The following is a 13,488-nucleotide window of genomic DNA, read 5'->3' as shown; positions in this document are numbered from 1 at the left end:
CGCGCATGACTTGGTCGAGGTGAGGCGGGAGGCTGCTCACGGCCTCCACTCCTGTCGGTAGTCCGGGTGGTCGGCGTACGCCAGGGCAAGCAGGCGAATCGTCGGACAGCGTCCATATGGGTAGGTGTCGAGGCCGTCGTCGTAGCGGCAGGTACGGCAGATCGTCTCAGTGCCGCGCTGCCATCCTCCGACATCGCGGGTCTCGGGTCCGTGCTCGTCGATGATCTGTCGCTTGGCGCAGACCTCTCTGCGCACGCGGTCCGGGCCGAAGCGAGCGATGTGCGCGGCCACCGTCCCGTTGTCGCCATGGATAAGGATCACGTGTGCTGCACCGTGCTGGCTCCAGCTAAGCACCGAGTGGTAGTACTTGGCCTCACCGTCGATCCACATTCGCTGGCCTGGCTGCCAGGGGCCATGCAGGCCGTAGCCTTCGGCCAGCATCGCTGCCGAGTCCTCTTCGTTGAGGCGTGCGCGGAGGAACGCGATCAGGTCATCCACGGTCGCCATCCTTCCGCACGTATGTGGCCTGCGGAGGCCACGGTGCTTGCAGCTCAACTGTTCGGCGCTTCCGGACCGCCTCGCCGTCGGCGACGACGATCCGGTGATCCTTGCCGAGGACGAAGGTCTCCACCGTGAGGTGCTCGTCGGAGACGGTGACCGTGGAGGGGCACGGGACGTAGTTGGCGTCGATGCCGTGTGCCCGGAGGAACTCCTGCATCATTTCCAGCGGGACAGTGGTCGTGATCTGGATGGTGCCGCCGGGTTTGCGGTCGAGCTGGTAGTCGGTCACGCTGTTGCTCCTTGTGCTGCTTCGAGACGGACGAGGTCGAGCCCGTCGTAGGTGCGTTTGCATTGCTCGCATTGGGCGGGTCGGCCGACGCCGCCCCAGAACACTCGGCCTCCGCAGGTGACGTTCAGGCACGCGCCGAGCGCCTGCTGGGGTGCGTCCCGGGCGAGGGCCCGGGCCATGTGGTGCAGTTCGGCGATGTCGTCGGCGACGTCGTCGACCCACGGCTGGTCCGCGACCCACCAGAGGTTGCGGCGGATGTAGTCGGCGTCCGCGGTGAGCGTGCCGCCGGGGCGGGATTCGTCGCGCTCCCCCGCGATCGAATCGGCCAGTCCCTCGAGGGATCGCGGGATCGACCGGACCCAGCTGGCCGAGTCGTCCGGCCGGCGGGTGACCGCGTCGCCGTGCTCGTCGACGTCGCCCGGGAGCGAGCGCGGGTCGAGCGCGGCGACCACGTCCAGGCGCAGCGGCGGCGTCGAGCCGTAGCCCGGCGACATCCGCCCGGTTTGGCCGCGGACCGGTTCGACCGAGTCCGGCAGCACGTCGGTGGCGTAGTGGACGATGCCGCGCACCAGATCGACCAGATGGTTCACGCAGTCGTTGCACGCGTAGGCGACGCTCGAGGTGTCGTTCCGGCGGCAGACCCGGCACTTCCCGAGCGCGACGGGTTCGGTGATCACAGAACCTCCAGGGGCCATGGGCGAATGCGCCCGTACCAGCTGCGCACCACGCCGGACGGGGTTTCGGTGCGCTCGACCTGGCCGCCGGCGTAGCCAGGGCCGGTCAGCGTGCGCAGTGCGGCGGCGTGCGTCTTATGCGGGCCGGAGGTGGACGGCGGGCCGAACCCGAAGGCGGGCCGGTCGACCATCCACCCGTCCCGTTCCTTGTAGACGCGTGGCTTCGGCTTCACTTTTGCTCCTTCGGTGGGAAACCGATGACGATGCGTGCGCCGATGGCCTCGCAGTAGCGCTTCACCGTGCCGATCCGCGGGTTCGTTCGGCCGTTTTCGATCGCGCACACCACCTCGCGGCTGATGCCCGCGCGGTAGCCGATCTCGGCTTGGGTGAGACCGGCCTGCGTGCGGAGAGCGCGGAGGTGCTTGCCGAGGCCGTTCACCGGAACACCCCCGCGAGCGCCGAGAGCCAGCCGCGGCGGCGAGCGAGCGGCGGCGGGGCGGTCCAGGCCATCGACGGCAGCACGGGCGGGTTCGGCTCGTCAGGTTCGGCGAGCAGCTTCGCGATTTCGGCGTACTCGTCGATCACGACGTGGCCCGGCCGGTAGCCGATGTCAATCGTGAAGCCGAAGTTGTCGCGCGCGATCGGGGCGTGCACGAGGCAGGACTCGATGCCGTTGAGCGCGAAGTTCGGGCACTCGCCGTCGGAAGTGTTGCTGCACAGGGGTTGCTTCACGCTGTCGTCCTCGGGGTGTCGCGGTCGTGGGGTTGCAGGTGCCCGTAATGCCAGCCGGAGTGCTGGCGTGGGCATGGGTAGGCGTTGAGCAGGTCTCCGGGGTGGTGGCGCTTCGCCGCTCGACGCGCTGCTCGCCGGGACGGCCAGGTCTTTTTCTTGCAGCCGGTGCACCAGGTGAACGCCCTGTCGCTGTAGTCCAGACGGCGGGCCGTCATGGGACGGCGTTGTCGGCCAGTGCGTCGCGGACGCGTTCGAGGCTGGTGATGTGCATGTCCCAGACGGCCTCGCGCAGCTCGTCGACGAGCATCGCGCGGGCACGGTCGATCCGGGCGAGCGCGTGGTCACGTTGCTCGACGGCCGGGTGAACCCATGGGCGTCGGGTTGGTGTCTTGCAGACGTGGCGGCCGACGTCCGCGCACTTCGTGTGCACGTCAGCCACGGTCTGCCTCCGGGGTGTCGCGGGACGTGGAGGTGGACTCGGTCAGCGAGCCCTGTTTCAGCAGCCCGTGCCAGTTCCACGGGCCGGGGTACCAACCGAGGTCGTAGCGCGTCGTGACGTGCCCGGCGTTCGTCCGCACGGTGGTACCGACCGGCGGTTCGGGGTCGCCTGCGTTCCACACGCGCGGCTTCGTCTCGCCGGCCGGTTCCTCGCTGGCCCCGGCGCATTCAGCGCTGAGTTCGTCGAGGGTGACGGTGAGGGCGTAGTCGAAGTTGCCGCGCAGGATCGAGTTCACCGACATCAGCACGGAATCGCCGGGCTTACCGCTGCCCCACCATTTCTCGATTTCGCCGAGCGCTGAGTCGATACGGGCCTTGAGCCGGTCGTGATCTGCGGCCAAGGTCTCGATGATCTCGTCGTTGAGTTCGTCCCGTTCCCTCTGGACTGCTGCAGACCACCGCCGCTGGCCCTTCTCCTGCGCCGGTTCCTCGCGGTCCGTGACGGGCTGGGAGGACAGCGCAGCGTCGAGTTCGTCATCAAAAGTGGCGACAGCCGGGATTTCCTGCATCAGCGGCCATGCGATGTCGGTAGAGCGGAATTTCTCGGCCGCAGCGCGCACCTGGTCGAGCTTCGCCCGGGCCTCGTCACGCTCGCGGGTTCGGTCGTCGCGGACGCGGGTCAGGTTCTCGCAGCGGCGCTGAGACAGCTTCTTCGCGCGGCGTAGGAGTTCGCTGGCGATCTCAAGCTGCCGCTTCGTCTCGGCGAGCTTCGCCTCGGCGGCATCGAGCTGGCTGCGGAGCTCTCCGGCTTCCTGCTTCCACCCCTCGCGGTCCCGTGGCCAGATGTCGTCATCGCTCGGGTCGTCTCGAAACGTCGCTTCCTGGCCCACGTTCGGCCGCTCGTCGGCGTTCTCGGTCTGGTCAGGCATCCGGTGCTCCTTCGGGGTTTCGGGGCTCCTGGCGGAGCTGGTCGGCGTCGAGGGTTGCCCGGCGGAGGACAGCCGGGGCGAGGTGCGGCTTGCACACGAGGCACGGGACGGCGGGCTCGGCGTCGCGGTCGAGCCATCCGTTGCGGCAGCGCGGGTCGTGGCCGTCGTCGTCGATCAGCTCGCCGGTGCGGTCGTGGCGGCCGGTCATGGCCACCTCGCCAGCAGCCGTCTCCGCTGCCCGTTGGTGAGGCGCACGGCGCGGTCGTACACGGAGACCACGCGGGCCGCTGCCACGGTCCATGTATCGAACGGGTCCTCTGTGGACGGATCGACGTCGCCGACCGGCTCGACTCGGTACAGGTCGCCGAGCACGGCCATCGACGCGTAGAACCGGGCGTACTCGCGGTCGGTGGTGATGTAGACCCGGTCGGGCCTGCCGGTCGCGGGATCGATCGCATGGCCGTCGACGAGCAGGGTTTCCCCGTTGGCGCGGGCGGCGCAGATCGCGCACCCGTCGACTGTGCGGGTGTGGCCGGGCTCGATGAGGTCTCCCGGGCGGAGGCCGGCGTTCCCGCCGTGCCAGTAGCGCGTCATGACCTGCCTCCGGCGCGCCAGGCATCGACCGCGTCCGCGACGAGCGCGAGTCGCCGCGGGCCCATGCCGGACAGCTGCGACAGCGTCGAGCCGTCCGGTGCCGCGCGGTGCTCGTCGACGAGCTTCGCGACCGCCTCGGCGGTCTCGCGCCCGGCGGCCCGAAGCGGACCGGTCTGGTGGAACGTGAGGCCGTGCTCGTGCAGCACGGTGATCGGCGTGGTCATGAAGCCTCCTGGGCTCGCCGGCAGTGCGCGCACGTCGCGGACTTGCCGGTGTCGGGATGGATGAACAGGCCCGCCTCGACGCCGTGGCGGCAGCGCTGGCGCGGGTCAGCACGGGCCTCGGCGATCGCTTCGGAGATCAGGGCACGGCGGGTGCCAGCGGTGCTGTCGAACGCCTCGGCGGCGCGGCGCGCCTCGGCGCAGCCGCCGCAGTTCGGCGGATAGGGATCGTCGATGTGGCGGGGGCAGCGGGCAGGCGGCCGCGCCTGTCCAGACCCCGACACAGACACAGACACAGACACAGACAGGGCCCGGATTCCATCCGGATTCCCCTCGGATTCCGGCGGGATTCCGGCCGGAGTCCGCTCGGCGTCCGGGCGGACAAACCCGCTGTCTCCCTGCGCTTTTGCTTTCGCCCGGCTCGAACGCTTCCGCTGTCGATCGCTGGCGCGGTCGTTTTCCACACGCTCTTTCGTAAGGTTCCGATCGCCCCATTGGTGATAGCGAAAGCCGCCCCTCGTTCGCCTCCACAACCCGCGGGCGACGAGTTCTTCCGCTACCTCGACGTTCGACCGCAAGGTGTGCACGAGCACGTCCTCGGAGACAAAGCCGTCAGTGAGCTTCGCCGCGGAGAACGAACCGGCACGCACCCACAGGGAGAACGCGGCATCGGACATCCCGGTCGTCTTGGGGTGGTCGTAGAAGTCGGGGTCGACCTGAAACCGGATGGGCATCAAGCACTTCCTGTCGTACTGGGTTGGTGCACGGCCCTGGCCGCATCGGGAACGACCGGGACCGCGGGATCAGGCGGTGGCAGCAGGGCGGCCGTCATCTTTTGCGGACACCGAATCGGCGGCGGGTGCTTGCTTGCGCCACCGGTCCCCTGCCGCCTGCAGGGCACCGCGGATGACGCGTTGCTGCTCGGTCGGGAGGCCGTCGATCTCCGGGAACTGGCCCGCCCCGGTGAGCTCGAAGAGCAGCGAGGCAGAGCGGGTCGCGAACCGCTCGGCGTGGTCGGCGGCGGAGAAGATCGCTTGCGCGATCGCGCGCGCCTCGGCGGCGGTGTACTGGTCGCCGCCGATCTCGACCGTGCCGGTGCGGGCGTCGGCGTCAATGTCGACGACTCCCGCGTCCCAGCCGGACCCGTCGTTCACGTCGTGGCTGGGCGCGAAAACCATCCAGCGAGCGCAAGGGTTTTCTTGCCAGATCGGCACGATCTCGATGGCGCGGGGCGGTTCGTTGGTGGTCACGGTTACCTCCAGGGGCAGCGGGATTTGGTCGGGGTCGACCGGGTGTTGGTCGGAGGGCCGAGCGGCGGCCGGGATCGACGTGCCGCCGCGGGGTTTCGGCGCGGGCGGCCCGAACTCGCGCCGGTAGCAGACCGGCCCGTACTTGCGTTGCTTGCTCAGCTCGTCGCGCAGTGGCCGGTGGCACCGCTCGCACACCGCGGGCGCGGTCACGCGGCCGGCCATCCCCTCAGCTCGCCGCGGACCTGGCCGAGCAGCCCGCCCCACGGCTCGGGCTCCGGATCGGCGGCAGCACGGGTCGGCGGCGGCACGGCGCGCGGATACTCCCGCCCGCACTCGCACGGCTCCGGCAGCCGGGACGGGTCCGGCCACGGATACCGGTGCTGGTGCGGTTCGACCCGCGCGGCGTCCTGCTCGTCGAGCGCTGCGTGCGCGGCGTCGCGGTCCCGCTCGGCGTCTGCCAGCTCGGCACGCAACCGCTCCACGGTCGCGGCGTGCTCACGCAACGCCTCGTTCTTACCCTCGATCGCCGCGCGCGCCTGCTCCAGCTCGGCGGTGAGCCGCTTCGTCTTGTCCTGCTCGGCCTGCAGCTGGTCGGCGAGGCGGGCGTTGTCGACGCGCAGCTCGGCCGCGACCGACGCGAGCGCGGTCTCCCGTTCGGAGTCAGGTGCCGAATCCCTCGAGGTTTTGGGCTCCGTGAGGAACGGCCGGACCGCGTTCGCAAGCGCGTCGAGGTATTCGCGCGGCGCCGGGTCGTCGCCGAACCTGGTGGCGTAGCGGCGATCCGCACGGGCGAGCGCGCCATCAAGGTCGAGCGTCGCGGTCGTCATCGCTGCACCCGCTTCCGGTGGTTGCGCGACGTCGCGACCCATTCGAAGTCCTGGTCGACGAGGCCGAGCATCTGCAGGATCTCCGTCGCCTCGGCCGAGTTCCGAGACTCGAGCTTCACCCGCCGCACGCAGGCGGCGACCTCGGCTTCGCTGCCCTTCGGGATCGGGCCGTCGAGCAGCGCACGCCCCTGCTCGGTCGGGGTCCGCAGCTCGCCGCTCATTCGGCACCGACCGGGGCCAGGATCGGCAGCCCGACGATGTTGTGGCGCAGGTACTGCTCAACCTGGCCGACGAGCACGCTGCCGCGCAGTTCGGCGCGGCGCATCCGCTCGCCGTCGCTGGTGACCCACACGTGCAGCACGTGCCCGGACATCAACCGGCCGTGGGCGTGCAGCAAACCCGAGTAGCGCGCGTAGCTGGCCGACGCCACGATCTGCAGGCCGTCGAGGTGCCGCACCCACGCCAGGAACCCGTCGAGATCGTGGTCGCGCAGCGTCAGGTTCGTCTGTTCCGCGGATACGTCGAACTGCTTGAACGCCTCGCCGATCCGCCACCGCTTGGCGTGCTCGACGACGTGCTGCAGCATGTCGAGACTCGTGATCATGTCGTCTGTCCCTTCTGGACGATGTGAATGACGCCGTGGTCGTCGAGCAGCACCCGGCCCCAGTTCGGGTAGTCCTCGACAGGCACGGCAGCCGGGTCTTGATCGCGCGGCACGGTCCAGCCGGCCGCGGTCGCTTCGGCGGGGTTGTGGTGGATCCACCGGTGGCAGGCGGAGCACACGTGCAACCCGTTGGCCGGGTTCCATTCCCCGCCCTGGGCGCGCGCTTTCCGGTGCTGCCACTCGGCCGCCAGGCCCTCGCACACGCCGAGCACGCGCACCTCGCAGGTGCCGCCCGACCGCGCGTAGACCACGTCGCGCCCGGTGCGTACGCTCCACTCCGAGCGGGCCTCGGCCTTCGTCTTGCCCGACCGCGCCCGCAGCGGCGACGTGCGGGCCAGGGCAGCGCCGCGGGCGAGGAACCCGCGACGCTGCAACGGCGTCCGCCTAAGCACGGTCGTCGACCGTGGTCGCTGGGGGCTGAGCTGCCTTGAGGCTGTCGAGGTAGCGCTCCAGCACGCCGGGCGGCGCGGTGCCGAACGTGTCGCCGCCCGGCCCGCCGACCCAGCGCGTGAAGTTCACGTCCAGGTCCGGCAGTCCCCAGCCCCAGCAGCGCTCGGTGAAGGCGCGGATCTCGTTGCGCACCGAGTCTGCGGTGCGCAGTCGCACCGGCGCGGCGGCCGCCGAGGACGGTGCCGCGCGGCGGCGCCGGTTGGGCTTCTGCTTCCACAGCTCCAGCGCCATCCCGAACGACAGCCCGGCGTTGCGCAGCGCGTCGCCGATGATTTCCTTGGTGGCGGCCGTGCCGCGGCGGCCCTCGGCGTCGCCGTAGCCGAGGCGGGTCACCCCGGCCACGGTCAGCCGGATCCACAGCCCGCCGTCCCGATCGAACGCCGGGGTGCCGTTCTCGTTGCGCCCCAGTGGTTCCCATTCCCAGCCCGCGTCGGCCTCGATGAGGCGTTCGCGGATGTGGGCGTGGCCGACGTAGTCGAGGTGGTCGTGCTCGACGGTGAAGGTCTCGTCACACGTCTCGCAGTGCGCGGCATCGTGCTGCGGGCAGACCCCGCCCGGCCGGTCCCGGTCGGCCACCTCGCATGCAGGGCAGGTGATGACCGGCCGCTGCCGGACCGCGGACTCGGGGAACTTCCGGCGCAGCTTCTTGAGCGCGGCGACCTGTTCGTCGGTGAGCGTCACGCGGACCGCCCCGCCGCCTGGTCCTCGTCGGGCGCGGTCAGCAAGTCGAGCAGCAGCTCGCCGTCGGCCAGCATCTCCAGTGCCGCCGCGCCGCCGTCCGGCGCGGTCTGGCACTTCACCGTCCCGCCGGTCCGGTCGATCACCACGCCCGGGATGTCGGCCTCGCCGTCCGGCGCCATCGGCGCGCCGTTCGCGGTCGACAGGTCGAGGATCTTGCGGCGCAGCTCGTCCGCCACGACCGTCACCGACTTCACCAGGTGGGTCGCGCCCGCCAGGTACAGGGCTTCTGCGACCTCCTTCTCCGACCCGGTGATCTCGAACGCCGGCTGGGTCTCCTCCGGGTACGCCTTCGCCGCCCACGCCGCGAACGCGGCCTTGTCAGCGATCCGCGCCGACAGCTTGACGTCCTCGCGCAGCACCGTGCCCAGCTTCCACCCGGCCGCCGAGTCCACCCGCAGCCGCGACCCGGGCGTCAGCTTCTGCGAGATCCGTCGACGCAGCGCGTGGTACCGGCCGTCGACCCGGTCCTTGAATGCCTTCAGCTGTGCCAGCTCCGACGCCAGCTCCTCCAACGTGTTCGGGTCGCTCACGAGGCACCGTCCTCGGTGCTCTCCGACGAGAACAAGCGGTCGAGCAGCGCTCCTGTATCGAGGTCGGCATCAATCCGTTGATAGGTCTTGGCGTCTTTCGCGACCGTCTTCAACGGCGTCAGCCCGCGCGCGTCCTTCGGTGCCTTCCAGTCGAACTCGAAAGCGAACTCGATCTCCCGGTCCCCGAGCTTCATTTCCTCGAGCTGCAGGCCGTCCGCCCAGTCCTCGACAGTGTTGTTGTCGCCGTACTCGACCTGCTCGCGCGCCTCGGCGTAGGCCTCCCTCGCGCTGTCGGCCTCGACCTCGAACTGCAGATGCCGGGTGTACTGCAGCGTCACGGTGAACTTCTCGCTCACAGGGTTCCTCCGGGAACGGTCTCGATGCCCGAGTACAGGGCGGGGTGGGTGAACAGGAACGGGACAGTCGGCGGGTCGAGCACCACGGTCGGCGACTCGTCCGGCTCGACCGCGCGGTGCCGTCCAGCACCGCGCGGCCACTTCGCGCGGACCGGGCAGGGGGACGGCGGCACGTCAGCCGCGGTCGGCCACGCGGCTTCGTCGGCGGTCACCGCAGCAACTCCGCAGCCTCTTCCTGCACGACGCTCCGGTAGCCCTCGGCCATCGGAATGACGTTCTCGACGACGGCCACCACCTGGTCCAGCGCGGACGTGAACTCTCCGGCGTTCGCCTGCAGCCGGTCGAGAACCGCCGAGTCGCCGAGGGCCTGCGCGACCTCCATCGCCGTGGTTTCCTGCGCCTGCTTCGCCTCCATGGCGGCGCGCTGCAACTCCTGCAGCGCGCCGACCGGCACGTGCCCGCTCAGCTCCATCAGCCGGGCGGCGATCTCCTGAAGGTTGCTCATGATCTTTGTTCTGTCCTTCCGAAAGTGAGTGGGTGCGCGCGGTCAGCGCGCGGTGGCGTGAATCAGGTAGGGCTGGGTGAAGCAGACGAGCGCGGTCATCAGGCACCCGGCGACCACGGCGGCGAACGTGGCGCGCACCAGGGCGCGGCGGATGACGCTCACGGGATCGGCACCGACTCGACCTCGGCACGCCACGCGCGCAGCGCCGCCCCGAGTTCGTCGTCCGCGGCGAGGGCCCGGTCGACCTCGTCCCGTGCGCGGTAGGCGTGCCAGGCGAGCAGGAAAGCGCTGTACGCCAACACGATCAGCCCGCCCGCGACGGCGAGCAGCGTGCCGTCGCCGGTGACCCGGAACTGGTGCGCGGGCCCGGTCTGCTCGACCAGCGCCGCCGGGGCGACGTACACCAGCACAGCGAGCGTGATCACCAGCAGCGCCGAGGCCGCGCGGCGCATCACTGGATGTTCCCCGGCTCGACCCAGGTGCGGTCCAGCACCGCGCGCAGCTGGCCCACCAGCTCGGCCAGCTCCTCGTTCGTCGTGGCCTTGTCGCCGTACCAGCCGACCAGGTACGCGACTCGGTCGCGTATAGCGTCGTTCTCCTTGCGCAAGGCGTCGATCTTGTCGAGCAGCTCCTCGTTCGCGGCGCTCATTGCTTCACCGTCGGGTCGTCCGGGCCGCACTGGCGGTTGCCCATGGTGTGGCAGTCCCAGCACGGCTCGTCCTCGTTGCATTGCACCGACACCGGGGCCCGTTCCGGCGAGCCCTTGACCGGCTTGCACCCAGCCAACCCGGCCAGCGCAGCCACCGCGGTGACGGCGACGATCCCGGCGAACCCGACCAGCTCGCCGATCCGTTGCAGGCACGACAGTTTCGAGCCGCGCTCGTCGCGCCGGTTGTGCGGCGAGTCGCCAGTGACACGAATACGCGCGCTCATGACTCGCACACCTCGACCTCCACGAGCCGGTGCGGACCGGCCTCGATCAGCGCTTGGCGCACCGCGCCGGTACGCGGGTTGACCGCGCAGCGGTGGCACACCTCGGCCGCGAACAGCGGCTTCATGTGGTCCTGCTCCGGATCGGGGTCGCCGCACACGCGGACCGTCGCCAGCTCCGGCCGCGCCGGTGCGCACCAGGTGCATTCGCCGGGCGTGAAATGCGGATCGATCATGACCTTGATCGCGCCGTGCATCTCCTCGGCGACCGCCTCGATCTCCGCCACTCGCACCGCGGTCGGCGCGAGCAGCGCCCAACTCGCCGGCGTCTGCTCGATCTGGTGGCGACGGCCGCGCAGCCACGCGCCGAGCGCGCTCCGGCATCTCTGCCGGGTAGTCTGTGCCGCGATCATGAGAACCCTTTCTTCTCGTGGTCAGCCCGTCTCGTGTGTCCGCACGAGGCGGGCGCCTTTTCTTGGTGGGGATCCGGCGGGCCGGGTGGTGCTGGGGTCACGCCCGACTCGCCGGAAGTCAGGCGGCGGTAATGCCGCGGGAGAGCCAGCGCTGTAGCTCGGCGTCCGGCACGACGTGCATCCGGCCGGCGGGCACGTGCCCGATTTCGCCCGCGTGGATCAGGCCGAGCACCGTGTCGTAGCTGACGCCGGTGAGCTTGGAGACCTCGCTCGGCTTCCAGGCTTTGCGCGGCGGCGCGGCGGCCGCCTTCTCCAGTCGCTTGACCCGGTCGAGCAGTTCGTTGAGGAGATTCATGATCTCGGCGTTCATGCGGCACCGGCTTCCGGATGAACGCGGCCGGGCGACTTGGTGTCGGTCCGCTCCCGCTTGGGCGGGCCGGTCGTCGTGGGCTTGGGCTGGACTGGCGGCTTGCTCGGCTTTCCCTTCGCTTCGGGGAGCAGTTCGTCGACGTCGCACTCGAACACGTCGGCGAGGAGGTGCGCCATCTCTTCGGAGCCGGGCTGGTTGCCGCTCTCGACGTTGTAGTAGTGGCTGGGGGTCATTCCGATTTGGCCTGCGATCTCGCGGGCGGTGATCTTTCGACCCCTCTTGCGGGTCAGTGCCAGGCGCTGGGCTCTGACGTTGCGGAGGATCGGCATGACCACAGAATACGTAAAATACGTAAGTTAGCAAGCAGTAATCCGTAAGTCAGGCAACTTCAGACACAACCTTGCCAGTTCAGGCTATGTCAGGTAACTTCTGCTGTATGCGGATCTTACGTACGGAACGCCTCCGGCGAAGACCTCTGACCGGCTGGCGACCAGGGGCGAGAGTGGCCCCATGTACCCCGAGACGCCATGCTCACGGCATGGAGACGCAGAAGACGCAAGCGCGCACGCAACTCGGCGCGCTAATCAAGCGCTCGCGCCGCCAAGCCGGAATGCGCAAGCAGGATCACCTCGCCGCGGCCACCGGGCTGTCGGTCAGCGTGATCAGCCTTGCCGAACGTGGTGCCAAGGTAGAGCCGAACACCCTGACTCAAATCGAGGCCGCGCTCGACTTCCCGACGGGCTCGTTCGAGGCTTACCTCGCCGGCCGCGGACCGCTGCCCGATCGCGGCGCGTCACCCGACATGCCGTCCGTGCTGACCATGAGCAGGCTGGAACTGGCGACGACCGCGGTGATCGTGGAGGAAGTCTGGGGCCCGGAGGAAGGCGACCGGTTTCTCCAAGACGCACTCGCGATGCGGCGCGCGAAGGCTAATCGAACAGGCGATCGAAAACAAGCAGGTTAGGCCATCCGAGGTCGATTACCCCGCGTATCACTCGGCTAGCCGAGTGACGGTTGCAAAACGGACGTAACGCTGACCCCATCGCCACAGGTAATCCCTGCGATTGGGGTAAATCGTCTAGACCGCAGGAGGGGTAGGAATGACCCAACAGCTGTATCAGGTGAGCACACACCGTAACGGCCGGTCGGTCCGTCTCGGGGTGATGCTCGCGCTGATCGGGGCCGTAGTGGCGACCGCGGCGAATGGGCTGATCGGGTGGGCCAGCAACGCGTACGACTGGCACCCGCCCACGTTCATCTTCACCAACGGCCTCATGGTCCTCAGCTGGGTCACGGTCGTGGCGGTCATTCACCACGAAGCAGGCGGCCGGCGAGTGGAGGCCTTCCGCGACGAGCTGCGCGCCGAGCTGCGCGCGGACGTGCACGCGGAGGTCACTGCCCTGAAGCAGAGCGTCCGCGACTTGCTGCGCGCGCAGCCGGCGCGCGGATCTGCCCGGGTCGCTCAGGCGGACCGGTACCTGCAACTCATCGACAGATCAGAGTCATAGGCGCGCGTCGTGCGCGCGGAAGGAGTCCTCCGGTGGGAACGGGAAGACCCCGCGCGGAGCTTGGGTACGTCAGCGAGATCAGCTACAGGAAGATCCGCGAGGACCCCGAGCTTTGGGAGGCTCGGGTGCGCATTCGGCTCCGCAACGGCCGGTACGCGCGCCCGAGTGCCCGCGGCGCAACCGAGAGAGCGGCGAGGAACGCGCTGAAGAAGCGCATCACCAAGATCGCCGATCGGGTGGTCGGATCGATCCTCAGCAGCGAAAGCCGTTTCGGCCTGGTCATGGATAAATGGCTGGCCGAATTCAAGAAGAAGGTAGATCGGTCCGAACGGGCGGAGAAGTCGTATTACGACTACCGCGACACCGTCGCGCAGCTAAAGGATCGAATGGGTGAATTGGCGTGCTGGGAGGCCGAAAATCCGGGCCTGTGTGACGAAGTCCTGAAATCGATCCGCGAGGAAGCGGCCAAGAGCAAACGCTCGAAAGGCGACGGATACGCCGCGGCGAAGAGAGCCCGCACCGTCCTGTCCAATGTGTGCGGTTACGCGATGCGGCACAACGCGATG

The 13,488-nt window shown here is 69.5% G+C and carries 31 protein-coding genes; 3 read left to right on the top strand and 28 right to left on the bottom strand.

The genetic code is table 11. The features are described 5' to 3' along the window. Window positions 1-36: 36 nt before the first annotated feature. The 28 genes from H5411_RS43790 to H5411_RS43655 all read right to left on the bottom strand — a co-directional run bounded on the left by H5411_RS43790 (window position 37) and on the right by H5411_RS43655 (window position 11,743). Entirely contained in the window at window positions 37-498 is a 462-nt protein-coding gene (locus tag H5411_RS43790; protein WP_183127593.1) for a DUF6221 family protein, read from the bottom strand. Then, the gene (locus H5411_RS43785) at window positions 491-790 is read right to left on the bottom strand and encodes a hypothetical protein (protein ID WP_183127591.1); all 300 of its coding nucleotides are present in this window, start codon (window positions 788-790) and stop codon (window positions 491-493) included. The genes H5411_RS43790 and H5411_RS43785 overlap by 8 nt, the downstream gene beginning before the upstream one ends. Continuing rightward, window positions 787-1,467: a hypothetical protein gene (locus H5411_RS43780; protein ID WP_183127589.1), complete on the bottom strand. Its 681-nt coding sequence runs from the start codon at window positions 1,465-1,467 to the stop codon at window positions 787-789. Before H5411_RS43780 ends, H5411_RS43785 begins: the two co-directional genes overlap by 4 nt. Then, a complete protein-coding gene (locus tag H5411_RS43775; protein WP_183127587.1) occupies window positions 1,464-1,697 on the bottom strand; it encodes a hypothetical protein in 234 nt (77 codons plus the stop codon). Before H5411_RS43775 ends, H5411_RS43780 begins: the two co-directional genes overlap by 4 nt. Further along, on the bottom strand, window positions 1,694-1,903 hold the full coding sequence (locus tag H5411_RS43770; protein ID WP_183127585.1) for a helix-turn-helix transcriptional regulator: 210 nt from the start codon (window positions 1,901-1,903) through the stop codon (window positions 1,694-1,696). Before H5411_RS43770 ends, H5411_RS43775 begins: the two co-directional genes overlap by 4 nt. Then, a complete protein-coding gene (locus H5411_RS43765) occupies window positions 1,900-2,196 on the bottom strand; it encodes a hypothetical protein (protein ID WP_183127583.1) in 297 nt (98 codons plus the stop codon). The genes H5411_RS43770 and H5411_RS43765 overlap by 4 nt, the downstream gene beginning before the upstream one ends. Window positions 2,197-2,407: 211 nt before the next feature. Further along, window positions 2,408-2,635: a hypothetical protein gene (locus H5411_RS43760; protein WP_183127581.1), complete on the bottom strand. Its 228-nt coding sequence runs from the start codon at window positions 2,633-2,635 to the stop codon at window positions 2,408-2,410. Beyond that, entirely contained in the window at window positions 2,628-3,563 is a 936-nt protein-coding gene (locus tag H5411_RS43755; protein ID WP_183127579.1) for a hypothetical protein, read from the bottom strand. Before H5411_RS43755 ends, H5411_RS43760 begins: the two co-directional genes overlap by 8 nt. Next, entirely contained in the window at window positions 3,556-3,771 is a 216-nt protein-coding gene (locus H5411_RS43750) for a hypothetical protein (RefSeq protein WP_183127577.1), read from the bottom strand. Before H5411_RS43750 ends, H5411_RS43755 begins: the two co-directional genes overlap by 8 nt. Beyond that, the gene (locus H5411_RS43745; protein ID WP_183127575.1) at window positions 3,768-4,157 is read right to left on the bottom strand and encodes a hypothetical protein; all 390 of its coding nucleotides are present in this window, start codon (window positions 4,155-4,157) and stop codon (window positions 3,768-3,770) included. Before H5411_RS43745 ends, H5411_RS43750 begins: the two co-directional genes overlap by 4 nt. Then, window positions 4,154-4,381, bottom strand: a complete 228-nt coding sequence (locus H5411_RS43740) for a hypothetical protein (RefSeq protein ID WP_183127573.1) — start codon at window positions 4,379-4,381, stop codon at window positions 4,154-4,156. The genes H5411_RS43745 and H5411_RS43740 overlap by 4 nt, the downstream gene beginning before the upstream one ends. Further along, on the bottom strand, window positions 4,378-5,112 hold the full coding sequence (locus tag H5411_RS43735) for a hypothetical protein (RefSeq protein WP_183127571.1): 735 nt from the start codon (window positions 5,110-5,112) through the stop codon (window positions 4,378-4,380). Before H5411_RS43735 ends, H5411_RS43740 begins: the two co-directional genes overlap by 4 nt. A gap of 69 nt (window positions 5,113-5,181) precedes the next feature. Then, a complete protein-coding gene (locus H5411_RS43730; protein ID WP_183127569.1) occupies window positions 5,182-5,850 on the bottom strand; it encodes a DUF6011 domain-containing protein in 669 nt (222 codons plus the stop codon). Further along, window positions 5,835-6,455, bottom strand: a complete 621-nt coding sequence (locus H5411_RS43725; protein ID WP_183127567.1) for a hypothetical protein — start codon at window positions 6,453-6,455, stop codon at window positions 5,835-5,837. The genes H5411_RS43730 and H5411_RS43725 overlap by 16 nt, the downstream gene beginning before the upstream one ends. Next, entirely contained in the window at window positions 6,452-6,676 is a 225-nt protein-coding gene (locus H5411_RS43720; protein ID WP_183127566.1) for a hypothetical protein, read from the bottom strand. The genes H5411_RS43725 and H5411_RS43720 overlap by 4 nt, the downstream gene beginning before the upstream one ends. Beyond that, a complete protein-coding gene (locus H5411_RS43715; RefSeq protein WP_183127564.1) occupies window positions 6,673-7,059 on the bottom strand; it encodes a hypothetical protein in 387 nt (128 codons plus the stop codon). The genes H5411_RS43720 and H5411_RS43715 overlap by 4 nt, the downstream gene beginning before the upstream one ends. After that, window positions 7,056-7,511, bottom strand: coding sequence for a hypothetical protein (locus tag H5411_RS43710; protein WP_183127562.1), 456 nt, complete (start codon window positions 7,509-7,511; stop codon window positions 7,056-7,058). Before H5411_RS43710 ends, H5411_RS43715 begins: the two co-directional genes overlap by 4 nt. Continuing rightward, window positions 7,504-8,250: a hypothetical protein gene (locus H5411_RS43705; RefSeq protein WP_183127560.1), complete on the bottom strand. Its 747-nt coding sequence runs from the start codon at window positions 8,248-8,250 to the stop codon at window positions 7,504-7,506. Before H5411_RS43705 ends, H5411_RS43710 begins: the two co-directional genes overlap by 8 nt. Beyond that, window positions 8,247-8,840: a hypothetical protein gene (locus tag H5411_RS43700; protein ID WP_183127558.1), complete on the bottom strand. Its 594-nt coding sequence runs from the start codon at window positions 8,838-8,840 to the stop codon at window positions 8,247-8,249. Before H5411_RS43700 ends, H5411_RS43705 begins: the two co-directional genes overlap by 4 nt. Next, window positions 8,837-9,196 (bottom strand): hypothetical protein, encoded by a 360-nt coding sequence (locus tag H5411_RS43695; protein WP_183127556.1) that lies wholly within the window; start codon window positions 9,194-9,196, stop codon window positions 8,837-8,839. Before H5411_RS43695 ends, H5411_RS43700 begins: the two co-directional genes overlap by 4 nt. Next, entirely contained in the window at window positions 9,193-9,408 is a 216-nt protein-coding gene (locus tag H5411_RS43690; RefSeq protein WP_183127554.1) for a hypothetical protein, read from the bottom strand. The genes H5411_RS43695 and H5411_RS43690 overlap by 4 nt, the downstream gene beginning before the upstream one ends. After that, window positions 9,405-9,701 carry a hypothetical protein gene (locus H5411_RS43685; protein WP_183127552.1) on the bottom strand — a complete coding sequence of 99 codons (297 nt, stop codon included), beginning with the start codon at window positions 9,699-9,701 and terminating at the stop codon, window positions 9,405-9,407. Before H5411_RS43685 ends, H5411_RS43690 begins: the two co-directional genes overlap by 4 nt. Window positions 9,702-9,859: 158 nt before the next feature. After that, a complete protein-coding gene (locus tag H5411_RS43680; RefSeq protein ID WP_183127550.1) occupies window positions 9,860-10,153 on the bottom strand; it encodes a hypothetical protein in 294 nt (97 codons plus the stop codon). Beyond that, window positions 10,153-10,350: a hypothetical protein gene (locus tag H5411_RS43675; protein ID WP_183127548.1), complete on the bottom strand. Its 198-nt coding sequence runs from the start codon at window positions 10,348-10,350 to the stop codon at window positions 10,153-10,155. The genes H5411_RS43680 and H5411_RS43675 overlap by 1 nt, the downstream gene beginning before the upstream one ends. Continuing rightward, window positions 10,347-10,634: a hypothetical protein gene (locus tag H5411_RS43670; protein ID WP_183127547.1), complete on the bottom strand. Its 288-nt coding sequence runs from the start codon at window positions 10,632-10,634 to the stop codon at window positions 10,347-10,349. Before H5411_RS43670 ends, H5411_RS43675 begins: the two co-directional genes overlap by 4 nt. After that, window positions 10,631-11,044: a hypothetical protein gene (locus H5411_RS43665; protein ID WP_183127545.1), complete on the bottom strand. Its 414-nt coding sequence runs from the start codon at window positions 11,042-11,044 to the stop codon at window positions 10,631-10,633. Before H5411_RS43665 ends, H5411_RS43670 begins: the two co-directional genes overlap by 4 nt. Window positions 11,045-11,162: 118 nt before the next feature. Beyond that, window positions 11,163-11,414: an excisionase family DNA-binding protein gene (locus H5411_RS43660; RefSeq protein ID WP_183127543.1), complete on the bottom strand. Its 252-nt coding sequence runs from the start codon at window positions 11,412-11,414 to the stop codon at window positions 11,163-11,165. Next, a complete protein-coding gene (locus H5411_RS43655) occupies window positions 11,411-11,743 on the bottom strand; it encodes a helix-turn-helix domain-containing protein (protein WP_183127541.1) in 333 nt (110 codons plus the stop codon). The genes H5411_RS43660 and H5411_RS43655 overlap by 4 nt, the downstream gene beginning before the upstream one ends. Window positions 11,744-11,952: 209 nt before the next feature. Between H5411_RS43655 and H5411_RS43650 the strand changes: the two genes are divergently transcribed. The 3 genes from H5411_RS43650 to H5411_RS43640 form a co-directional block, all read left to right on the top strand. Next, entirely contained in the window at window positions 11,953-12,378 is a 426-nt protein-coding gene (locus H5411_RS43650; protein WP_183127539.1) for a helix-turn-helix domain-containing protein, read from the top strand. A 136-nt stretch (window positions 12,379-12,514) separates the two neighbouring features. Next, window positions 12,515-12,922 (top strand): hypothetical protein, encoded by a 408-nt coding sequence (locus H5411_RS43645; RefSeq protein ID WP_183127537.1) that lies wholly within the window; start codon window positions 12,515-12,517, stop codon window positions 12,920-12,922. Between the two features lie 32 nt (window positions 12,923-12,954). Then, window positions 12,955-13,488, top strand: a 534-nt coding sequence (locus H5411_RS43640) for a hypothetical protein (protein ID WP_183127535.1), incomplete at its 3' end; no start/stop codon positions are given.

The organism is Amycolatopsis echigonensis, assembly GCF_014174495.1.
Classification (GTDB): Bacteria; Actinomycetota; Actinomycetes; order Mycobacteriales; family Pseudonocardiaceae; genus Amycolatopsis; species Amycolatopsis echigonensis.
This window is presented reverse-complemented; position numbering and strand designations above follow the sequence as displayed.

Bases quoted from the DNA above. Each gene is read 5' to 3' on its own strand.
- H5411_RS43650 (WP_183127539.1), top strand. From the start codon at position 11,953: ATGGAGACGCAGAAGACGCAAGCGCGCACGCAACTCGGCGCGCTAATC.
- H5411_RS43730 (WP_183127569.1), bottom strand. From the start codon at position 5,850: ATGGCCGGCCGCGTGACCGCGCCCGCGGTGTGCGAGCGGTGCCACCGG.
- H5411_RS43645 (WP_183127537.1), top strand. From the start codon at position 12,515: ATGACCCAACAGCTGTATCAGGTGAGCACACACCGTAACGGCCGGTCG.
- H5411_RS43745 (WP_183127575.1), bottom strand. From the start codon at position 4,157: ATGACGCGCTACTGGCACGGCGGGAACGCCGGCCTCCGCCCGGGAGAC.
- H5411_RS43715 (WP_183127564.1), bottom strand. From the start codon at position 7,059: ATGATCACGAGTCTCGACATGCTGCAGCACGTCGTCGAGCACGCCAAG.
- H5411_RS43655 (WP_183127541.1), bottom strand. From the start codon at position 11,743: ATGCCGATCCTCCGCAACGTCAGAGCCCAGCGCCTGGCACTGACCCGC.
- H5411_RS43750 (WP_183127577.1), bottom strand. From the start codon at position 3,771: ATGACCGGCCGCCACGACCGCACCGGCGAGCTGATCGACGACGACGGC.
- H5411_RS43665 (WP_183127545.1), bottom strand. From the start codon at position 11,044: ATGATCGCGGCACAGACTACCCGGCAGAGATGCCGGAGCGCGCTCGGC.
- H5411_RS43680 (WP_183127550.1), bottom strand. From the start codon at position 10,153: ATGCGCCGCGCGGCCTCGGCGCTGCTGGTGATCACGCTCGCTGTGCTG.
- H5411_RS43725 (WP_183127567.1), bottom strand. From the start codon at position 6,455: ATGACGACCGCGACGCTCGACCTTGATGGCGCGCTCGCCCGTGCGGAT.
- H5411_RS43670 (WP_183127547.1), bottom strand. From the start codon at position 10,634: ATGAGCGCGCGTATTCGTGTCACTGGCGACTCGCCGCACAACCGGCGC.
- H5411_RS43685 (WP_183127552.1), bottom strand. From the start codon at position 9,701: ATGAGCAACCTTCAGGAGATCGCCGCCCGGCTGATGGAGCTGAGCGGG.
- H5411_RS43735 (WP_183127571.1), bottom strand. From the start codon at position 5,112: ATGCCCATCCGGTTTCAGGTCGACCCCGACTTCTACGACCACCCCAAG.
- H5411_RS43755 (WP_183127579.1), bottom strand. From the start codon at position 3,563: ATGCCTGACCAGACCGAGAACGCCGACGAGCGGCCGAACGTGGGCCAG.
- H5411_RS43740 (WP_183127573.1), bottom strand. From the start codon at position 4,381: ATGACCACGCCGATCACCGTGCTGCACGAGCACGGCCTCACGTTCCAC.
- H5411_RS43720 (WP_183127566.1), bottom strand. From the start codon at position 6,676: ATGAGCGGCGAGCTGCGGACCCCGACCGAGCAGGGGCGTGCGCTGCTC.
- H5411_RS43660 (WP_183127543.1), bottom strand. From the start codon at position 11,414: ATGAACGCCGAGATCATGAATCTCCTCAACGAACTGCTCGACCGGGTC.
- H5411_RS43675 (WP_183127548.1), bottom strand. From the start codon at position 10,350: ATGAGCGCCGCGAACGAGGAGCTGCTCGACAAGATCGACGCCTTGCGC.